Here is a 21,220-nt window from a genome sequence, read left to right as displayed (position 1 = left end):
AGAAATTCCAATATTTCTACAAGAAAAAGAATAATATGAAGTGGAAGTGGCTTCGAAAATATTCAATCAGTACTAAAAATAACTGGAAAGATAAAAACCTCTTAGAATGTGACTCTAAAAGGCTTTTTAAAAGAATAAGAAAAGCTATTACGTTTTTAGTGGTTATCTTACTTCTCAATACTATCTACTACATCTTCCCACTTCATATCAAAGCTCTTTTTCCATAAATATATGGTCACCACAAGTACAACAACAGTGTAAGCTATCAATAAAAGCTTTACTTTGCTTAAAGCGATATGAATGCCTACAAATGTACCTACGAAAATTAAGGTTGTAAAAAACACTCCAGTATTACCACTCTGTGCTTTTTGAATATCATCACTAAACGGGAGCTCCATCTTAGAGGTCTTGAATAAAACAAGTGTAAGCAATATCATGCCAATCAAGATTAAAATCAAATCAATTATAATTGTAAATCTATATATTATTAAAAATACTATGCTCACAAACAAATATATAGGTATACAGTATTTTACAAGATACCCTTTTAATGCTCCTCTATAAATAGGTCCAGGTGACTCTATTGGCAATGTCCTATATATCCAAGAACCCTTGAAATTTTCACTTGTTGATATCATCATTATAGTGTTGGATAGCATTAATACGGCTAAATATATTGAAAGATACGCCTTACTTTCTGCCATTCTAGAAAATACACCTTTTAAAGAACTGAAATCACTAAAATAAGGAATCAACATTAAAAAAGGAAAAACTGCTGCCATAGCAAGACTAGGATATATCTTAAGCTTTAGCTTTCTTTCATTAGATAACATGTTCTGTGTGAATCTATAGAATATATTTTCCATATTACCATGACTAAATATTTTAGAGCTTTTCTTACTTAAATATCCTTTTCTTTCAGCAGATATGCCATTTTTAGCACTACTATTATTAAGCTTTGATAAGTTGCTTTCAAAATGAGGAACTATAACCTTTGCATGAATTACCAATGCTATTACGGGAATCAAAATACATAATGCTCCAAAATATATGTATATGCTTTCATAATTATTATTAATAAACAACTCAAATGGTGCTGCGAACCATGCCGGTGGAATTAAAGCACTCCACCATTTTGGAGTAAATGATACATTCAGGTCTATAAATTCAAACATACGTCCAATCAATTGATATACTATAATCATCGTTATAGAAAGTATAATCTGAAAATAATTTATGATATCCTTAAGCTTTTCACCATCAAAAAACTTCAAGATAACACTATACAATAATGCAGTAAGAAATATAACAAAGCCTGCTAGCAAAGTAAGCTCTAAAATAAACAAAAGAAAAAATAGTATTCCATATTTAATAGTTCCTGCTATTAAGGATGGTCCTGCCATAACCATAGTTATAATAAACATATAAATAAAAATATGGATTACCTTTGCAGCATTAAAGGTTTTCTGATCAATAGGTTTGGTCAAAAGAATATTTCTACCCTTTACATCTAGCAAAACTGATGAGAAATCTGAAATCATAGTCATCATTATCATGAACATTATCATGCCAAAGCAAATACTCATCTGAACATAAATTGGAACTGGAATAATAATAATAACCATAATCATAAGTCCTAAAAATCCGTATGATAGAAGTGACTTTTTTAACAAATTTCCATCTTTATTCTTATTTTTATAGCTAGATAAAGCGGTAGGCACTCTTCTTTCATCCATAGTTAATTTAAGCTCTAATATTTTTCTCATCATACTATAATTTATTCCAAGCTTTTTAAATACAATGCTGAATTTATCAAGTATCCTGAGGGAAATAAAGTCCTTCATGTCTATACCTCCTGTAGCGTCTGTATAAAATCATCAGCAATATCTTTATGCTTATTAAAGCCGGTAAGCTGGTTAAATATTTCTTCAAGAGAACCCTCCATGCTTTTTTCCTTAAGTTCTTTAAACGTTCCATCAGCAACTATCTGCCCACCATTTATTAATAATATCCTATGGCTTATTTTTTCAACAATCTCCATGATGTGCGATGAATAAAAAATAGTTTTTCCCTGTGCTGCAAGCTGTGCTAAAATTTCTTTAAATATCATAACACTATTAGCGTCAAGTCCTCCTAAGGGCTCATCTAAAAATAATATATCTGGATTGTGTATTAGGCTCGCTATAATAAGAAGTTTCTGCTTCATTCCTTTTGAATATGAAGATATTCTAGAGTGATAGTGCTCCTCTATTCCAAACAAAGACATGAGCTTTTTACCTTTTTCATTTACTCTTTCTAGCTCCATGCCATACACTTCACCTAAAAATGTAAGGTATTCATAAGCAGTTAAATTCTCATATATTTCAGCAGTTTCAGGAACATATCCAATTCTTCTTTTATACTCAATCTTTTCTTGCGATATATCTTTGCCAAATATTTTTACTTCTCCTCTATAGTTTTCTAATATACCAAGCAATATCTTAACAGTAGTACTCTTTCCAGCACCATTTGGACCTATATATCCTATTATCTGGCCTGGATAAACCTCTAGATTAATCCCCTTCAAAATATCTTCCGAGCCTACTCCATAATTTATCCTCAAATCCTTAATGCTCACGACTGGTTCTATATTCATGTTAAACCTCCTGATAGTTAGTCACATGGTATATTATACCATGGATTTTATACACTTAGTAGTTAAATAAGTATAATTTACTTGTTCTAATTTCAATAAAAGCAGGTATTAAGCCATTTCTCTAATACCTGCTTTTATTATATTATAACATCTTTGCTTTTAATCTGTTTATTAACGATAAAAGAAGTACCATGTGCACTAACAGTCCTACTCCAATATGCATAGAATATGATAAAATACTACTTTCAATACCTATTAAAGCCTGTATTGGCCAGTAAAATGGTATTATTCCAAAAAAATATTTCAATGGAGAATTAATAAAATATCCTGCTAATGGTGCAAGCATCAATAGCCCTAATGCTTTTGAAAGAACCATCCCTTCTACCTTATTTCCTGCAAATCCTGCTAGAAAAAGAGCTATAATAGAAGCTTCTATAGCGCCTAAAATAATTATAGGAATTAGTAATAAAAGAAATGCTCTCGTAAGATTAATAATGTTTGCTAATATAGTAGTATATATCAAGCTTATTAACATAGGTAATAGAATTCGGTATAAAATATATCCATCTAATGAAAGTGGAGTTACTATCAGTGTCATAAAAACATGTTCATCTCTTTCATCTAAAATTAAAAAACCTGACACCATTCCTAGTAGTATTGGTACAAACAATAGCAGATATCCTGTTATTATATTATAATACTGTTCTAAATCAAAATAAGGTTGTAAATACTCAGACAGTATTGGAATTCCAAAATGCATGGTTATTGAAAGAATAGTAGGTCCTAGTAATATAGCCATAAGCATTGGTTCTCTAAATATGTTTTTGAAATCATTACGACAAAGGGCAACTATTTTTTTCATTTTATCTTTCTCCTTGTTTTAGAATTATAAACCTATAGAATGAACGATATGCCCATTTGTAAGTTATGAAAATACAGACAATAAGATAAAGTGTTGAGTAAATGACTTCCCATAGTTCAATTCCAGCAAATGAACCTCTTACTAAAAGCAATGAAGCCTTTGTTGGGAATAAGTAAAATATGATATTTCTATAAAGTCCAAAATAATCAAGGATAGGCAAGCACAGTATTGTGATATATATAATCGATGTTAATATATAGTCATTAATTGTTTGAAATTTTGCTACAGCAATAAAACCAATCAAGATAAATAGAAACGATGTTAGCGTAACTCCCATAGCTAGCAAAAAAATGTTAAAGTTAAATTTATATATAAAAACTGAAATAGTTATGCTAACTAATAAAGATAATATGGTTAAGGAAATCATCTTTGAAAGCAAATATTCTTTTATTTTCAGAGGCGTAATAATTAAATATTCTATCGTATTTTCCGCTTTCTCTAATAAAATTAATGCACCTATAAAGTAAAATCCAAGTATCGATGGATCTGAAAAAATTATAAACGGTGAAGCAACCTCAGATGCTTTTACTGGAAGCTTTATTAAGAGTATTATATAAAATACAGTTATAACTAAATAAACTGCATAAAACCCATATTTAAATTGCAAAAACAGGTCTCCTTTTATGCTTTTAATAAGCTTTTTCATTATAAAGTCCTCCCAGTTATTTTGATAAAAATATCCTCTAGAGTAGCTTCTTGAGTATGAATAGTTTTGACTTTTTTCTTTTTCAGCAAACTAATAAAATCTTCATTATTGCCTATATCCTTTAGATTAAAGTCTTTAAATGCTTCATTTTCATCCGAGCTGTATTCTACTCTAACGGAGTGACTTCCATATTTTAATTTTAACTCATTAGGTGAATCTATAAGTTTTATTTCTCCATCAACAATAAAAGCAACTCTATCACAAAGTTCATCTGCCACCGTCATGTTATGAGTAGTCAAAAATATTGTCTTGCCTTCTTTCTTTTTTCTGAGAATTATTTCTTTAATGTTCTTTGCATTAACAGGGTCTAATCCTGATGTAGGTTCATCTAAAAAAATCAAATCTGGATTATGAATAAAAGCTCTTATAAAATTCAACCTCATTTTCATTCCTTTTGAATATTGAGATACTCTTAAGCTAGCATTTTCTTCAAGTCCAACCATGCTGAGCAAGTCTAGTGGGTTTGCTGTTCTACAATCATAAAGTGAACTAACAAGCATGAGATTTTCTTTTCCAGTCAATTTGCCATAAAGGTTAGGCAGCTCAAATGAAACACCTATTTTTTCATAATAATTCTTACTCCATTCTCTAATTTCCTTGCCCATGACTACTACACTGCCGTTATAGTCCTTGATTAATCCGGTAAGTATTTTCTGGGTTGTACTTTTTCCTGCTCCACTAGGTCCTAAAAACCCAAATATCTCTCCTGAGTTGACACTAAATTCTATAGACTTTAACGTTTGGTTTTTAGCTCTAGAATATGAATATTCGAGATTTCTTACATCAATCATAAGTCCATTTCCCCTTCATAATAAATTGGTTATAATACATCGACGAATAAGTAACGTACGTTCTTTATTGAATTAAAAAATTTAATAGCTAAACAAGCTATTAATTAGGAATAAAATATACTCTATAACAAGTTCTTTCTTTTCATTAGTAGTATAGTTAGATCGAAGTATATCGAGTACTCCTTCTAAAAAACCTGCAGCAACAGCATGTGCAAAATATTGGTTATAACTTCCAGTAAATAGTTTACTATCATTTTCTAAATGTTCTTTAAAGTGCATAGACAATACTTCGATAAGCTCCTGTTTGATATTCTCATACTTTGTTCCCTTGCTCCCATCTATTAGTATCACTAGAGCAATGTCAAAAGCTTTACTATATTTTCTTAAAACCTCAGTAAGACCATGCCTCAATACCTCTTCATTCATAGGTAACTGACTATATTTTTTTGCTACTTCATCTTCTTTATGATTTTTAATAAGTTCAATAAAGTTTTGATACACAGGAGTTGTAATAGTATAAAAAACTTCCTCTTTGCTTTTGAAATAATTATAAAAATTACCAATTGTAGTACCAGCTTCCTTTACTATCTTTCTTATTGAAGCCTTTTCAAATCCTTGATTTACAAATTCAATAGTTGCTTTTTCAATAATTGCATCTCTTACTTCTTCTTTTTGTACTTGCATTAAAAATCACCTGTTCGTTTTTATCTTATTATATCATTGATGTAAGAAACTAGCAACATATTCATGTAGATTTCTTTAGTAACCTAATTAATAAATTATTATAGAAATATAGGGTGATAAAGATATTTCTCTGTCACCCTATATTTCTATCCTATACTATTAATCAAATCATTCAACAGTCTATCATAACCGCCTTGCTCAACTTCTACTCCTAGCTTTGCTATAAAGTATTGAGCCAAAGACTTTTTAATTTCAATTGCATCTTCACTAGTTGAATCTTTTCTATTAAAATACTCCTTCAATAGCTCATATTCCTGCTGTGTTATTGAATATTTGTAACTTGTTCCTCTATCATTATCTGGTTCAATAATTGCAGGAATTTCTTTTTTCTCTTCTGCTATAACAATTGTAGATGCTAAAAAATCACCTATTCTTTTATGCTGTTTTGTAACAAATATTAAGACTACTCCAAAACCATACATATCTATAATAGTTCTAAATAAATTGCGTATAACTGAATGCTTAGCTGTTATTGGCTGCCCATTATTACGAATAGCACGAAGGTGAAATATCTTTTTACCTGGTGTTTTCCCATTCATTGTTAGCTCGAAAATAATAAAGTAACCATATGTTATTACAAATATTAGTATCAGTGAGATACCTATTACCCAGCCTTCGTACTCCTGGTAAAACTCACTAGATGTAAATCCAGATAAAGCTACTACTAATGCAATGCCTCCTATTACTGCAAACTGTATTAACATATCTACTAGCGATGCAGCAGCTCGAGAACCTAAACCTGCCAATCTATATTCAACTTCTATGTTTTCTGGAGTTGTAATTTTAATAGTTTCCACGATATCTCTCCTTTCTTATATTTACTGATATACTATGTATCTGATACAATATCTTTTAAGGGGTGAAAAACTTTGAAACAAGACCAATTTATAAAAAAGCACTCATCTTCATGGACTACATTAAAAAATACAGTGGAGCTTTTAGATAAAAAAAGCATGTCAAAACTAGAATCTAAGGAGTTGCGACGGTTTTTGCACCTTTTCAGACAAACTAGCCACCAGCTGGCATATGCAAGAACTCATTTCCCAAATAGTGATGTAGTTACATATTTAAATGCATTAGTTGGCCGTGCTCATAATCATATATATGCTGTGAAGAAAAATAGTTTTTCTGAGGTATTTTATTACATTCGCTATGGATTCCCTAAACAAGCTAAAAAACTAAGATCTTATATTATCATATCCTTTCTCATTTTCTTAATCGGATTTGGTATAAGTATGGTATTAGTAAATGCTAATCCTCAAAGTGCTTCATATTTCCTGCCACAAGCAATGATAGATAACATTGACTGGAATATGGATACTTCTAATCAATGGGACTATCCATTGATGTCAAGCTACATAATGGTAAACAATATTTCAGTATCACTTAGAGCTTTTGCTTTCGGCATTACTCTTGGCCTAGGAACAATTTATATATTGTTTTTCAATGGGGCACTGTTGGGAGCTCTCACAGGGTTAGTATATCATTTTGGAGCTCCATTAAATTATTGGTCATTAATATTACCACATGGAATTATAGAGCTAACTGCCATTTTTATCTCAGCCGGTGCAGGTCTTATTATTGCTCGCTCTATATTGATACCAAATGAGTATTCTAGAAAGCACTCTATTATCAAAGCCTCTAAGGATGCTGTAAGCCTAATGCTTGGAGTTGCATTCCTTTTAGTTATTGCTGGCATAATTGAAGGCTTTTTTACTCCACTTGATATCTCTCCACTCAGTAAGCTAATATTCGCAGCATTGACTTTAATAGGTCTTATAATTTATTTTGCTATTCCATATTTTAAGTCGGATGTCTAAAAAAACATCCGATTTTTTATGTGTAAATATTTATTAATGACTTCAATAGATATTTTTTCTGGAGAGCATTGGATGCACATAATACCTTTTGCGTTAAGTATATTTATCATCTTTTTACGCTCTCTTAACATTTCTAAAGCTACTCCTTTTTTATAAGAATCATCCTCTTTTTCTACTGATATTGATGCAATTTCCTGAAGCTTTTCATCATTTATCAAGATAATCATAACTATATTATTTCTAGATAATACAGGTAATACCTTCATCATATCTTCTGCTTCTTCTAAAGTATCAAAATCAGTAAATATGCAGATAAGACTTCTTCTTCTTTCTTTTGTTTTAAAATAGTAAAATGCCTCATCATAATTAGATGTTTCGTTAGTATGCTCTATATGATAAAGAGCTTCCATAAGGTTGTTCCTGTGTATATTTCCTTTGCCAGGCATTACAAAATTGTTTACCTCAGTATTAAATACCATAAGTCCTGATTGATCACCATTTTGATTTACAATATCAGAAAGTAATAGGCTAGTATTAATAGCTAAATCGAGTTTTTTGTAGCCTTTTACAGAATAGCTCATAGAACGGCCTGTATCAATAAACGTATAAACATGTTGATTCTTCTCCGGCTCATATTGATTTACAATAGGCTTGTTTTCTCTTGCTGTAGCTTGCCAATTAATTTTCCTGTATTCATCTCCTGAAACATATTCTCTGAGGCTTTCAAATTCAGTTCCATTGCCTAACATCTTCATTACTTTTTGTCCTGATTGATTAACCATGCTGTTATATGCTGCTAGTCGATACTTCTTTAAATCCTTAAGATTCGGATATACCTTGTATTCCTTTTTCAGGGCTAACATAAACTGTTTTTTGCAAAGTTTGAGATTACCTTCATATCTAACATGAACACTCCCAAAGCTAAAAGCCCCTCTTTTTCTTGGTATAGCCTCGTATTCAAAGATTTCTTTACTATGTGGTAAAACACTGCCTTTAATACTCTTCTCCTGAACTTCAAAGTAAAGTTCTGGAGCTTCATCAACAATCTCTATATACATTTCTTTATCACTCTTATTATAGACCCTAAATTTTATTTTTTCCATTGCATAAAGTGAAAGCTTTTCTTCTCCTACTCTTTCAATTTCAAACACATCACTTGATGGTGTTGTAAAATAGTCTATAGTTAATAAAGTAAAGCATAGAATATTATAAATAATAAATACAAGCAATGATATGCTAAAAAAATATGAAATAAAAGTGACAACTATACCTGCTCCAATCATCCAAATAAAACGCTTTGTTACTGTCAAACTAATCACCTGACCCTTTAGTCTTCTGAAATAAAACTCACTTTATCTAGGTACTTTAACCTGCATTAGGATATTATTGATTACTTGATCTTCTTTAATTCCTTCAATAACTAGCTCTGGCTTTAGAATAATACGATGTCTTAACACAGGAAGTGTGACAAACTTAATATCTTCTGGTATAACAAAATCACGCCCATTTATTACAGCATAGGCTTTTGCTGATTGGAGCATGGCTATAGATCCTCTTGGACTACTACCGATTTCGATAGAAGAATATCCTCTTGTTTCAGATACAATCTGTACTATATAGTCAATCAGTTGATTATCAACCTGAACATTACTTAACTCTTTTCTGCATTTCAGTATGTCCTCTGCATTACACACTGCTTCCACACCGGCACTGTCTAGGTCAATACTTGTAAAGCCTTTATGATATTTAAGTAAAACTTCTTTTTCTGCTTCTATCGATGGATATCCTACAATGAGCTTCATTAAGAATCTATCAACAAGTGCCTCTGGTAACGGATAAGTTCCCTCATACTCAATTGGATTCTGTGTAGCAAATACCATGTATGGCTTAGAAAGTTCAATGAGTTCACCATCTATAGATACTGTTTGCTCTTCCATAGCTTCTAAAAGTCCTGCTTGAGTTTTAGGAGGTGTTCGATTGATTTCATCTGCTAAAAGAAAATTTGTAAATATTGGTCCTTTTTTCAGTTCAAACTCTCTTGATTGCATATTATAAATCTTTGTTCCAGTTACATCGGAAGGCATCAAATCAGGTGTAAATTGAATTCTCTTAAAATCAATACTCATTGTTTTTGCTAATGCTCTAACTAAAAGTGTTTTTGCTAGTCCTGGAACTCCTTCTAATAAAACGTGTCCTCCACTAAGTAATGCAACCAAGCAATATTTAATCGTTTCATCCTGCTCAACTATTACTTTCTTTATCTGTTCGTTAATCTTATTAACTAAGCTCTCTGTGTATCCTTTTTCAACGTTTTCCAACGACTCTCTCTCCTTCTTTCTAGTATTCTGTTTAAGTGTTCAATGATAAGTATCATTTCAAGCATTTTTTTCGAATTTATTTTCTTTCCTTTATTCATTTCGTAACCAATAAAATCATAAACTTTTTTTACCTTAGAAAGCTCTGGTAATTTCTCATTTTCCCAAAGCTCAACTAGGTTTTCTCTGACTATATCTACATCTTTGCCAAAATATCCTTTAGCTTTAATCAAAAGCTCCTCATAAAAGCTTTGAAGCACTATCTCTCTGCATTGTCCTTTTTTATATAACGCCGCCACAGCGTAAACAAATTCGTTCTCTGTTCTTTCAACTTCTTCATAAAGAGGTTTTGGTTTACCAAATCTTTTTCCTTTGTAGTAAATGATTATAAACCCAAATATTAACAGTTGAAATAATATGGCCTTGATTCCATTTGGTGTATCTCTCCATAACGAAGGCTTTTCGTTGCCAGAGTATTGATAGTATTCATTGAAAGCAATGTGTTCATACCGCAGTTTATCAATTTGACATAGTAGCCAGTAAGCACCTTCTGTGTCCTTTGTTAAAGCTTTGTTTTCTATAAGCTCTGTGCTTCCTAGAATAATCGTTCCGCTTCCATACGAATACACTATACCCAGAGTGTTTGCATTTATAGAGTATGTATCAATTTTATTTCCATAATCTAAAATATCTTCCCACAATCTATCAGTTAAATATATAAGCTTACCACCATTTTCAATCCATTCTTTTATTTGGTCGTCATTTATATCTAGTTTAGATGTACTGCTTGAAAGCGCAACAATCTGTACACTATTTTTCTGCTGCTTAATATCTGAAACTACTAGTTTAACAGGATAGTCCAGCTTCTTCAGAGTTTCGTAAAAAACACTTGTACCGATTTTACCTTTATTCAGTATAGAGTAAGGCTTCTGTATTTTATGACTGTCAGTTGTAAAATTCAAGCTTAACCACAAAAATATAGGAATTAATATGAGTATTAAGTATATCTCCTTCTTATTTTGCCTTTTCAATACTCATCACCTCATTCCATAAAACATCCATTAAGCTTTCCCATGATGAAAACTTGTCTTCATTCATAGGTTTGTGACCATACCATACCGCATTAAAAAGGTTAACAACTTTCTCAAACAATTCTATATATTTAAATCTATTTTTCCTTAAAGATTGTACCATTTCGTTATTTGTTCTTGTTTCATCTAAATACAGCAAGTTTTTTTCGTTAAGTTTAACTAATAATGCTATAAAGCTATATCTAGCAGCATCTCTGTAATCACCATTATCTTTACAATTATTCGACTTGTCTATTAGAATCTCCGCTGTAGTTTTTTCATCTATAATTTCTCCATAGAGTTTCTTAACCTTTGTATCCTTTCCTACCATTTTTCTTAAAAGTAAAAAGATAACTATAATTACGACTACAATTAATATGACTGTAGCAACAATAAAACCGTTGGATAACGAGTGTGATATATTCTCAAAATTATCATATTGAAAACTTCTATTTTTCAGCCATTTTTCTAGCCAGTTTTCTATACTATTTCTTATTCTTTCAAGTAAATCAGTACAATCTCTATTTAAATGACGATACTCAAGCTTTCCTAGTATTTCTTTTATCGTAATATCAAACTGTTCTCTAGTTGGAGGTATAATTGACATTCTCACATTCCTTCTCCTCTACTATTTTACTTGGTATTCTTTAGTTCCATAAGATTTAATTCTATGTCATGACCATTTTTCTTAAATCTTTGATTATAATAAAGAATTGTTATGAATATTCCTGTTAATGGTCCAATAAACAATGAAATAATTATCTGAATAGGTATCCTCAATATATTCCCTAACATCAGAAGCATAGTTAATAAATTCTGGTTAATGCCACTTGAACCTAATATTAGATAAATTATACCTGCTATAATCCCTAAGACTGTGTAAATAGAAAAAGATACAGCCCCAACTACTAGAACAAACAATACATAGCTACCTAGCGTCTTCCAAAAATTATTCTTAACAAGCGCTCTACTTCTTTCTAAGGCTTTAAAAAACGTAAGCTTCTCTATTATAGCTGTATGAGCAGAATAAATATGTACAGTCATAAAGTATATAAACCATACTAATAAAATAAGTCCAGATACTATAATGCCTATAAGGGAAAATACACTATAAGTTATTTCATAATTTTTAATAAAAGCTATCATTACTCCACCAAAAACAATTACTATGGGTATGAACAACAGCGTTCCAGCAAGTATTACACTCAACATACGTGGTATATTCCTAAACATCCCTTCCATAGCATTTCCAATATCAGTTTTTTTCTTTAAAAATCCATTTGAACCTATTATAATAACTCCAGATTGCCTAACCAGCTCTATTGCATAAAATACTACCCCGAGAACGACAAACATAACTGCAATCCATATAAACACTTGCACATCTGAAGCCCCATATCCTAACATCGAAATACTTCCCATTATCATTGTTAATGGCACCATTCCTACAAAAACAAATATTAATCCAACTACTATAGATATGATACTAAGCACAAACATATATAAAGCAGAAGTACCTATATTCTTTTTATGAATATCAAATGTTCTATCTAGTATTTCTGTTATAGACATGATTGAAAACCTTGAAAAATCCATTCCATCACTCCTCATATAATGTAATAATCTACTATAAAAACACTATAACCATTCTATCATATATCCCTATAATATGTAATTTATAACTTATGCTTCTTTAGCACTAAAATAAAAAAGGCTTCTATTGAAGCATTAATAGATTAAGGAAGCCTTTCTTGAAACCCATTTAACGGAAAGTTTATATTAATGTAGATTAGAACTTTCCTATGGGTAAAAAAAACTAATAGAGATATACCTATTTTTCTCTATTAGTTTCGCATAAATCATGATTTGTGATAATGTTTATATTGCTTTTACTATATAATATTGTATTCTCTCTTAAAACCATCACTGCTTTCTAACTATCAATTCATCATCTCTAGCTTCAATTATTATATTGTCATTATCGTTTATTTCTCCTCTAATTATCATCTTACCTATTTCAGTTTCAATAAATTTCTGGAGATATCTCTTAATAGGACGTGCCCCATATATAGGTGAATAAGCATGCTTCAAAATATACTCTTTTCCGCTGTTAGCAAGATCTATTTCAATATGTCTATCTCTGACTCTTTCCTTTATATCTTCAAGAATCAAATCAATAATCCTATATATTTCATTTTCTGATAATGGCTTAAACATTATTACCTCATCAATACGATTCAAAAACTCTGGTCTAAAGCTTGAGCGCATTCTATCCATTACCATTTCTTTTGTACGCTCAGTAATTTCTCCCTTTTCATCTATTCCATTAATCAAATAATCCGAACCTATATTAGAAGTCATGATAATAATAGTATTTTTAAAATCAACTGTTCTTCCTTGATTGTCTGTAAGTCTTCCATCATCTAGTACCTGTAGCAGCACGTTAAATACTTCTGGGTGTGCCTTTTCAATCTCATCAAATAAAACTATGCTATAAGGCTTTCTTCTAACAGCTTCAGTAAGCTGCCCTCCCTCATCGTACCCAACATATCCTGGAGGCGCACCTATAAGCCTTGATACAGAGTGTTTTTCCATATACTCACTCATATCAATTCTTATGATATTCTTATCTGTATCAAATAGTACCTCTGCTACTGTTTTAGCAAGCTCTGTTTTTCCTACACCAGTAGGCCCGAGGAATATAAATGAGCCTATTGGTTTAGATATATCCTTAAGTCCCGCTCTAGCTCTAATAACAGCATTTGATACATCTCTGACTGCTTCATCCTGACCTATCACCCTTTTATGAAGTATTTCTTCTAAATGAATAAGCTTTTGTCTTTCACCTTCTACTAGCTTAGATACTGGTATTCCAGTCCATCGTGCAACTATCTCTGCTATTTCTACATTTGTTACTTCTTCCTTGAGCATATTTTCTTTTCTATTATTTTGCTTTGCTTTTTCTTCTTCAAGCTTTTTCTGTAGTTCAGAAAGCGTGCCATATCTTAAAAATGCTACTCGCTCTAAATCATATTTTCTTTCTGCCTCTTCAATCTCTAGCTTCGTTGCTTCGATATCTTTCTTAATGTCACTTATCTTGTTTATATTTTCCTTTTCAAGCTCCCATTGTGCTTTTAATTCGTTTGATTTTTCTTCAAGCTGCGATATTTCTTTTTGTATGCTTTCAAGTCTATTTAATGAGTCTTGATCTTTTTCTTTTTTCAATGACTGCGCCTCTATCTGAAGCTGCATAATTTTTCTTCTAATTTCATCTAGCTCAAATGGCATACTATCTATTTCCATCTTAAGCATAGAAGCTGCCTCATCCATTAAATCTATAGCTTTGTCAGGAAGAAATCTGTCACTTATATACCTGTCTGAGAGCATAACACAAGCAATAACCGCGCTGTCTGATATACGAACCTTGTGATGAATCTCATATTTTTCTTTAAGCCCTCTAAGTATAGCAATAGTGTCTTCAACTGTAGGTTGGTCTACCATAACCTTTTGAAATCTTCTTTCAAGGGCAGCATCCTTTTCAATATACTTTCTATACTCATTTAATGTAGTGGCTCCTATACAGTGAAGCTCACCTCTAGCCAGCATAGGTTTTAAGATATTGCCTGCATCCATAGCCCCTTCTGTTCTTCCTGCACCAACTATGTTGTGAATTTCATCTATAAACAGTATTATTTTCCCATCTGATTTTTCGACTTCTTTTAGTACAGCTTTAAGCCTTTCTTCAAATTCTCCTCTAAACTTTGCACCTGCTATCAAAGCACCTATATCAAGTGAAAATATAGTCTTATCTTTTAATCCTTCCGGTACATCTCCATTTACTATCCTTTGTGCTAAACCTTCTACTATAGCAGTCTTACCTACACCTGGCTCCCCTATTAGTACAGGGTTATTTTTTGTTCTTCTAGATAATATCCTTATTGTATTTCTTATCTCTCCATCTCTTCCTATAACAGGGTCAAGCTTACCCTTCCTAGCCTCATCTACTAAATCTCTTCCGTATCTTTGAAGTACATTATATGTGTCTTCAGGGTTATCTGAGGTTATGTTTTGATTTCCTCTGACCTTATTTAGCACTTCTAAAAATCTTTGAAGTGTTATATTATACTTTTTAAATACCTTTTCAGAAATAGTATTTCTTTCTTTTAGAAGAGAAATATATATATGTTCAACACTAATGTATTCATCCTTGAACTTTCTTGCCTCATCCTCAGCATTTATCAATATCTTAGTCAATACCCTGCTAGGATATGGTGTACTCACACTTTGTCCATAAACTTTTGGAAGCTTTTCTATCTCTTTTTCGACATCCGATTTAATAAAGTCAAGGTTTTCTCCCATAAACTGTATCAATTTTGGAATAAGTCCTTCACTTTGATCTAATAATGCTAAGTGCAAATGAATATCCTCTATCTGTTGATTTTCATTTTTTATTACTAGCTCAGTAGCCTTTGAAATGGCCTCTGTTGATTTTTGAGTAAATTTTTCAAGATTCATACTTATCACCTCTATTTTCTTGGATTAAAGTTTGATATCTGGCTTAGTTTTTCATAAAGTTTTTTTTCTTCTTCACTCATATGCTTTGGATTAACAATCTTAGTTTTCACATATAAGTTTCCCTTGTTTCCATTCATGTCTTTATATCCTAAGCCTTTAAGCTTAATCTTTTCGTCGGTTTGAATACCTGAAGGAATTTTTATCTTTATTTTGTCCTTTATCGTTTGAACTATGATATCACATCCTAATGCTGCTTCCCACGGAGACAACTTTACGTCTTTTATTAAATCTAGTCCTTCCAATTTAAACTCGTCATTATCTCTAATCTTTACTTTTAAATATAAATCTCCATTTCTTCCACCATTTATACCTCTGCCGCCTTGCTCCTTTAGTTTAATCTTCTTGCCTGGCAGTATCCCTGATGGAATCTTAACTGATATTTTTTTTGTTTCTCCATTAGAAGTAAAGCCTATGGTTTTGCTGGCACCTTCATACGCTTCTCTAATATCTATCTCAATCTCTGTTTCAACGTCCTCACCTTTTTTATGCCTTCCTCTGCCTGAAAACATGTCTTTTATATTGAATCCACTAGTACTGTAGCTTCTTGAGCTAAAGCTCTGGTTTCCTCCAAAAAACATATTGAAAAAATCACTAAAGTCTGCGTTTCCGTCATTAAATCCTCCGAAACCATATTGAGAAGGATCAAAATCAGCACCATTCTGGAAATTATATCCTTGTCCAAAAGTATCATATTTCTTTCTTTTCTGTTCATCTCCTAATACTTCATATGCTTCATTTATTTCTTTGAATTTTTCTTCGGCCGTTTTATCTCCTGGATTTAAATCAGGGTGATACTTTTTTGCTAGCTTCTTGTATGCTTTTTTTATCTCGTCATTAGACGCACTCTTAGTAACTCCAAGTGTCTCATAATAATCTTTATATTTCATATAATCATTCACCTCGTACCAAAGTTTTACTTTGACTTTCTTTGACCTTCATTTTATATTATATGCTTTTTTTATTGAAAAATCAATATTTTTACCTAAGTATTTTTGTATTAATATAGTATTAATATGTATATGTTCATATATGTTTATTCAGTCTATTTTTGAGATTAATCTATGGACATATGATATGGAAATATGAATATGAATAAAACAGGTAATAGCATGCCTATAGCCTTCTAAAAATCTTCAACACATGAACGTTCTATTTTATTCATATTCAAGTATATTTAGATTTGAACTTGGATATGTTAAACTTGAAAATACTAGAATTTATTCATTCTGCTAAATGGAAACACTCTAAACAACACTTTTGCTCTTACATTTTTCATTGGGATAGGTCCAACCACTCTACTGTCTTTACTGTCATTCCTATTATCCCCCATAACAAAGACATGATCATCAGGAACTACAACTTTAAAATCTTCCATTTTCATTTTCTCTTTAATATAGTTTTCTTCTAAAAGCTTTCCATTTCTGTACATCTCTCCATCTCTAAATTCTAATACATCTCCTGGCTTTCCTATGACTCTTTTTATCAGCATATCTCTATTTTCATTCCTTGTTATTGTGCTTACTATTGCACTATCCTTAACTTCATCCTTAAAAGTCCTTATTCTCTTAGTATTTCCATCTACAATAACTATATCACCATGGTTTGGTACCTTCTCAAATAATTGATTTATCTTAACAGCAAATAATCTATCGTTATTGTTTAAAGTAGGATACATAGAAACGCCATTAACTGCTGTCATTTCAAAAATGAAAATGTTGATAACTAGTGCTGCAATAAAAGCAAACGATATTGTTTTTACCCATTCTAGAAGCTCTCTTATAAAAATATTTTTGTCCATAAGTATTCACCCTCTCTTCATCTTCAGCTTTAAAACTCTGACTATCTTTAAATGTATCACAAAAATAATTTGAACATCAATCATATTTTTGCTTTATCTCTTGAATAATTTCACTTACTTTATCTCTAAATTCCCAACGTCCTTCAGGATCAACATTATTTTCGCATGCTTTCTTGTATTCTTTAAAGCTGTCAGATTTGAGTAATTCTATATATTCATCCATATATGGTGCTAAATTAGTATCTGGATATTCTACTTTATATGAGCTATATATTTCTATTAGTTCATTTTCATCTTCAATAAAAACTGGAAGTCCTTGTAAAAACGTACCTAAATGAAACTCATATAGCATTTCCATCTCCCAAAACGGTCTATCATCTGGATATTTGTGGAACACATTCTCTAGTCTTAACATTCTTTCTATAACTTCATCACTACTTACTAAAAGCTCTATCATATCCTTTGGAGTCTCAGAATCATACGTATATCCTTTTATTTTAAATATTGGATCATATATTATGTCTGCATATGTAGATATATATGCGTGTAAAGGCTCACTCATATAATTGCTATATTTATCTAAGAGCATTTTGTAATCAGGCCCTATCCATAAAGTTCCTCCCCACCACAAAAATGTATATCCTTTATCATAGCTATCCTGTACTATAGCTTTAAATTCGCTATCAGTATCTTCTATCTTATCAATATCTTGCTGGTTGTTAAAGTCTAAGCCATATATATACTTTTCGCAGTATTGTATCCATTTTTTAAAATCATTTAACCCAATTTCTATTGTTTCCTGTCTATACCCTTTAAACATTGTATCTAGCATCTCGTTCTGCTTTTCTTTGTTATGTACTTTCTCTATATTTTCATCTAGAAATTTCATCAAATCATCTGAGCTTTTTTCATCTCTTACCATAACATAAAACTCTCTGATTATTTCATTATCTGCACCCTTTTCTTCATCAACTATTGGTTCTTCAACATCTATTTCTGGGTTGTCTTGAGCTACTTCTTTCTGACATCCAACAGATGTTATTAAAAGAAAAAACAATACGATAATGATTTTTTTCATTAACGCTTCCTCCTATATATTTTATAATAGAAATATTCTGTTTATAAATACTCATCTCTATTGTAATATAGTTCTATTTTTTTTAGAAATTTCCTTCTTACTAGTTTAATCATTAATTCTCAAAAAAAGAAGCAGGCCATATCATAGTCTGCTCCTAATCGATCTATTTTGTTTCTACTCTGCCAAAATACCAATATCCATATCCTGTCCTATCTATATTCTTGATATTTTCATTTACTATCACATTATCAGTTTCATAAAAAATAGGAATAATCACTGAATCTTCAATTAATATTTTTTCGGCTTCGATTAGCATTTCATCTCTTTCTTTATCTTTAGCACTATTAGACTCATCAATTAATTTATTATATTCATCATTTAGCCATCCAGATTGGCCACCTTCTATATCTGAAGTCATTAGCTCAAGAAATGTCATTGGATCAGGGTAATCTGCCGTCCATCCAGAGAATACTATCATATACTCCCCTTGAGCTTCTCTTTCTAGCATAGTACCAAATTCTACAATCTCTATATTGACTTTAATGCCTAGAGTTTTTTCTAACATATCTTTTGTTGCTTCACATATCGCTTTGTTTGTTTCATTATTACTACATAGAATTGTACTCTCTGGAAAATTCTCGCCATTTGGATATCCAGCTTCTGCTAATAATTTTTTGGCTTCCTCCATTTTAATTTTGTCAACTTCTATTCCATAATCTCCAGCCACATCTCTAAAATCATTTCCTTCTGATGTGTATATACCTGGAGAAACAAGCCCTGTAGCTGGCTTATCTGTATTCTTTAAGACATTATCGATTATGCTTTTTCTATCAATGGCAAGTGAAAGAGCCTTTCTTACCTTAACATTGTCAAAAGGAGAATTAGTTGTATTAAGCTTAAAATACCATGTACTCATACTAGAAAACTTTTTTACAACCTTATCTTTATCCTTTATTTTAGATATATTTTGTAAAGAAATATCTTCTACTACATCAAACCTTCCTGCATTATATGCACTTATTGCTATATCTTCATCTTCAAACATATAGAATTCAATTTTATCTAACTTTACAACACTCTTATTATAGTATTCATCATTCTTAACAAGAGTTACTTTGGTTCCTTCCTCAAACTCTTCTAATCGAAATGGCCCATTACTAATTGCTGTTATTGGATTTTCAGCCCAGTCATATGGTGATTGCTCAACTATATCCTTTCGTAGTGGTAAATAAACTGGTAAAGAAATTAACTTTACGAAGTATGGAGTTGGCTGAGTTAGTTTGACTTGTAATGTTTTGTCATTAATAGCCTTAATTTTAACATCTTCTATTCTTCCTGTACCTTCATTATAATTCTGTGCACCTTCAATACAATATAATTTAAATGCATCGAATACAAACTCATCTGGATTTAGTGCCTTTTTCCACGCATATTCAAAATGTGAAGCCTTTACTGGCTCCCCATCAGACCATTTAGCATCTTTTAAATAAAAAGTATAAGTTTTTCCATCATCAGACACGGTATAATTTTTTGCCATTGCGAGTTGCATTTCTCCATTTTTTTCAGTCATTAAGCCTTCAAACATGTTGCTTATTATATGATATTCATCCGAATTTATGGTAAGCTGATGATCTAGTGAATATATTTCATTTCCTAAGTTAATCTTTAAAATATTCTCTTTTGACTTACTATCATTCTTAGGATATGTCCATTTTTTATTCTTTATTTTGCCGTTATAGTATTGATATGTAAATGTACTTTCTCCTGCGAACAAATTAAATTCATAGTCTTTAATCTCATATTTTTTTGCAATTTCTTGTATGTTATTTATATATAATTCTTCAACTTGATTTCTAAAGTTCTCACTTAGAATAAAAATACTGAAGTCCATTTTAGTTTCATTATTTGAAATTAAGTTTATTATGTGTTTATTGTTATGATGGTAGTTAAATGTATCAAATACAATAGAAGAATCACCATATTCAAACAGACCATTCTGTCCCCAGATTTCCATGTTCATTTTTGTATTTTTATCTTCTAACAATTCAAATATATGTTTACTTGATACTGCAAAGTTTAAATTTTGTCCATCTACTGTAACTAACGTAGTTATTCCAATTAAATCTCCATTCATGTCCATGAGTGCACCTCCTGAACTTCCTGGAGAGATTGGTGTTGTTGTCTGGATTACTTCTACTCCATCAAAGTCTCTAATAGCAGAAATAATACCGTCAGAAATTGTATTTTCAAAACCTAAAGGGTTTCCTATTGCTACTACCTTTTGCCCCTTTTTTAAATTCTCAGTAGCTCCAATATTTAATGGTTTTGTTGGTACATTTATTTTAATCAGTCCTAAATCAGCTTCTTGAGATAACCCTAATACATTTATTGTGCCATATTCATAACCTTCTTCCATACCTTCCATAACTACACCGAAGTAAACTCCACCCTCAAGCACATGATAGTTTGTTATAATAAGACCATTTTCACTAATAACTACTCCTGATCCAAATTTTTCAACCTCTCCCTTTTCATTATAGGCTTTAATTAAAACTATGGATTCAGACAGCTCAGCTAACTGCTCATATGTTTTATTGTCATTATGCTGTAAATTGCTGTCATCAGCTTGTACAGGGAATGATGAAAAAATTAAAAGAGTAATTAAACTTAAAATTAAAATTTTGTTCCTTTTCAAAGTAACTACCTCCCTATTTTAAAATATAGTTGTTTCTTAAATACATATTCTCTTGCTACAAAAAATGTCTT

General features: G+C 31.1%; 18 protein-coding genes. 1 reads left to right on the top strand and 17 read right to left on the bottom strand.

What is annotated here, in order from left to right:
• Positions 1–167: 167 nt before the first annotated feature.
• The 7 genes from HNR33_RS18345 to HNR33_RS18315 form a co-directional block, all read right to left on the bottom strand.
• Positions 168–1,844, bottom strand: coding sequence for a hypothetical protein (locus tag HNR33_RS18345; RefSeq protein WP_429086213.1), 1,677 nt, complete (start codon positions 1,842–1,844; stop codon positions 168–170).
• 2 nt (positions 1,845–1,846) lie between these two features.
• Positions 1,847–2,635 carry an ABC transporter ATP-binding protein gene (locus HNR33_RS18340; RefSeq protein ID WP_429086211.1) on the bottom strand — a complete coding sequence of 263 codons (789 nt, stop codon included), beginning with the start codon at positions 2,633–2,635 and terminating at the stop codon, positions 1,847–1,849.
• 142 nt (positions 2,636–2,777) lie between these two features.
• The gene (locus tag HNR33_RS18335) at positions 2,778–3,497 is read right to left on the bottom strand and encodes an ABC transporter permease (protein WP_429086210.1); all 720 of its coding nucleotides are present in this window, start codon (positions 3,495–3,497) and stop codon (positions 2,778–2,780) included.
• 1 nt (position 3,498) lies between these two features.
• A complete protein-coding gene (locus HNR33_RS18330; protein WP_429086207.1) occupies positions 3,499–4,203 on the bottom strand; it encodes a fluoroquinolone export ABC transporter permease subunit in 705 nt (234 codons plus the stop codon).
• A complete protein-coding gene (locus HNR33_RS18325; RefSeq protein WP_429086205.1) occupies positions 4,203–5,054 on the bottom strand; it encodes an ABC transporter ATP-binding protein in 852 nt (283 codons plus the stop codon). Before HNR33_RS18325 ends, HNR33_RS18330 begins: the two co-directional genes overlap by 1 nt.
• An 81-nt stretch (positions 5,055–5,135) precedes the next feature.
• Positions 5,136–5,738: a TetR/AcrR family transcriptional regulator gene (locus HNR33_RS18320; protein WP_429086202.1), complete on the bottom strand. Its 603-nt coding sequence runs from the start codon at positions 5,736–5,738 to the stop codon at positions 5,136–5,138.
• A 146-nt stretch (positions 5,739–5,884) separates the two neighbouring features.
• Positions 5,885–6,595, bottom strand: a complete 711-nt coding sequence (locus HNR33_RS18315; RefSeq protein ID WP_429086199.1) for an RDD family protein — start codon at positions 6,593–6,595, stop codon at positions 5,885–5,887.
• Between the two features lie 72 nt (positions 6,596–6,667).
• On the opposite strand from HNR33_RS18315, the gene HNR33_RS18310 reads away from it, so the two are divergent.
• Positions 6,668–7,618, top strand: coding sequence for a stage II sporulation protein M (locus HNR33_RS18310; protein ID WP_429086196.1), 951 nt, complete (start codon positions 6,668–6,670; stop codon positions 7,616–7,618).
• On the opposite strand, the gene HNR33_RS18305 is transcribed toward HNR33_RS18310, so the two are convergent.
• The 10 genes from HNR33_RS18305 to HNR33_RS18260 all read right to left on the bottom strand — a co-directional run bounded on the left by HNR33_RS18305 (position 7,615) and on the right by HNR33_RS18260 (position 21,149).
• Positions 7,615–8,928: a DUF58 domain-containing protein gene (locus HNR33_RS18305; protein WP_429086193.1), complete on the bottom strand. Its 1,314-nt coding sequence runs from the start codon at positions 8,926–8,928 to the stop codon at positions 7,615–7,617. The two genes, HNR33_RS18310 and HNR33_RS18305, sit on opposite strands and share 4 nt — an antisense overlap.
• A gap of 42 nt (positions 8,929–8,970) precedes the next feature.
• Positions 8,971–9,936: an AAA family ATPase gene (locus tag HNR33_RS18300; RefSeq protein ID WP_429086190.1), complete on the bottom strand. Its 966-nt coding sequence runs from the start codon at positions 9,934–9,936 to the stop codon at positions 8,971–8,973.
• Positions 9,900–10,964 carry a hypothetical protein gene (locus HNR33_RS18295; protein ID WP_429086187.1) on the bottom strand — a complete coding sequence of 355 codons (1,065 nt, stop codon included), beginning with the start codon at positions 10,962–10,964 and terminating at the stop codon, positions 9,900–9,902. Before HNR33_RS18295 ends, HNR33_RS18300 begins: the two co-directional genes overlap by 37 nt.
• Complete coding sequence (locus HNR33_RS18290) at positions 10,948–11,616, bottom strand: hypothetical protein (RefSeq protein ID WP_429086186.1); 669 nt, start codon at positions 11,614–11,616, stop codon at positions 10,948–10,950. Before HNR33_RS18290 ends, HNR33_RS18295 begins: the two co-directional genes overlap by 17 nt.
• A gap of 20 nt (positions 11,617–11,636) precedes the next feature.
• Positions 11,637–12,599 carry a glycerophosphoryl diester phosphodiesterase membrane domain-containing protein gene (locus HNR33_RS18285; RefSeq protein ID WP_429086183.1) on the bottom strand — a complete coding sequence of 321 codons (963 nt, stop codon included), beginning with the start codon at positions 12,597–12,599 and terminating at the stop codon, positions 11,637–11,639.
• A gap of 327 nt (positions 12,600–12,926) precedes the next feature.
• Positions 12,927–15,518 (bottom strand): ATP-dependent chaperone ClpB, encoded by a 2,592-nt coding sequence (clpB, locus tag HNR33_RS18280; protein ID WP_429086181.1) that lies wholly within the window; start codon positions 15,516–15,518, stop codon positions 12,927–12,929.
• An 11-nt stretch (positions 15,519–15,529) separates the two neighbouring features.
• Positions 15,530–16,465 (bottom strand): DnaJ C-terminal domain-containing protein, encoded by a 936-nt coding sequence (locus tag HNR33_RS18275; RefSeq protein ID WP_429086178.1) that lies wholly within the window; start codon positions 16,463–16,465, stop codon positions 15,530–15,532.
• A 323-nt stretch (positions 16,466–16,788) separates the two neighbouring features.
• Positions 16,789–17,376: a signal peptidase I gene (lepB, locus tag HNR33_RS18270; RefSeq protein ID WP_429086175.1), complete on the bottom strand. Its 588-nt coding sequence runs from the start codon at positions 17,374–17,376 to the stop codon at positions 16,789–16,791.
• 76 nt (positions 17,377–17,452) lie between these two features.
• Positions 17,453–18,454 (bottom strand): hypothetical protein, encoded by a 1,002-nt coding sequence (locus HNR33_RS18265; RefSeq protein ID WP_429086172.1) that lies wholly within the window; start codon positions 18,452–18,454, stop codon positions 17,453–17,455.
• A gap of 163 nt (positions 18,455–18,617) precedes the next feature.
• Positions 18,618–21,149, bottom strand: a complete 2,532-nt coding sequence (locus tag HNR33_RS18260; RefSeq protein WP_429086170.1) for an ABC transporter substrate-binding protein — start codon at positions 21,147–21,149, stop codon at positions 18,618–18,620.
• Between the last annotated feature and the right edge of the window lie 71 nt (positions 21,150–21,220).

The sequence above is a fragment of the Brassicibacter mesophilus genome (assembly GCF_050433385.1).
GTDB classification, from domain to species: domain Bacteria; phylum Bacillota; class Clostridia; order Tissierellales; family Proteiniboraceae; genus Brassicibacter; species Brassicibacter mesophilus.
The sequence above is the reverse complement of the archived record's forward strand: the minus strand, read 5'-3'. Positions and strand labels throughout refer to the sequence as shown.

Bases quoted from the DNA above. Each gene is read 5' to 3' on its own strand.
- HNR33_RS18345 (WP_429086213.1), bottom strand. From the start codon at position 1,844: ATGAAGGACTTTATTTCCCTCAGGATACTTGATAAATTCAGCATTGTA.
- HNR33_RS18340 (WP_429086211.1), bottom strand. From the start codon at position 2,635: ATGAATATAGAACCAGTCGTGAGCATTAAGGATTTGAGGATAAATTAT.
- HNR33_RS18335 (WP_429086210.1), bottom strand. From the start codon at position 3,497: ATGAAAAAAATAGTTGCCCTTTGTCGTAATGATTTCAAAAACATATTT.
- HNR33_RS18330 (WP_429086207.1), bottom strand. From the start codon at position 4,203: ATGAAAAAGCTTATTAAAAGCATAAAAGGAGACCTGTTTTTGCAATTT.
- HNR33_RS18325 (WP_429086205.1), bottom strand. From the start codon at position 5,054: ATGATTGATGTAAGAAATCTCGAATATTCATATTCTAGAGCTAAAAAC.
- HNR33_RS18320 (WP_429086202.1), bottom strand. From the start codon at position 5,738: ATGCAAGTACAAAAAGAAGAAGTAAGAGATGCAATTATTGAAAAAGCA.
- HNR33_RS18285 (WP_429086183.1), bottom strand. From the start codon at position 12,599: ATGGATTTTTCAAGGTTTTCAATCATGTCTATAACAGAAATACTAGAT.
- clpB (WP_429086181.1), bottom strand. From the start codon at position 15,518: ATGAATCTTGAAAAATTTACTCAAAAATCAACAGAGGCCATTTCAAAG.
- HNR33_RS18275 (WP_429086178.1), bottom strand. From the start codon at position 16,465: ATGAAATATAAAGATTATTATGAGACACTTGGAGTTACTAAGAGTGCG.
- lepB (WP_429086175.1), bottom strand. From the start codon at position 17,376: ATGGACAAAAATATTTTTATAAGAGAGCTTCTAGAATGGGTAAAAACA.
- HNR33_RS18265 (WP_429086172.1), bottom strand. From the start codon at position 18,454: ATGAAAAAAATCATTATCGTATTGTTTTTTCTTTTAATAACATCTGTT.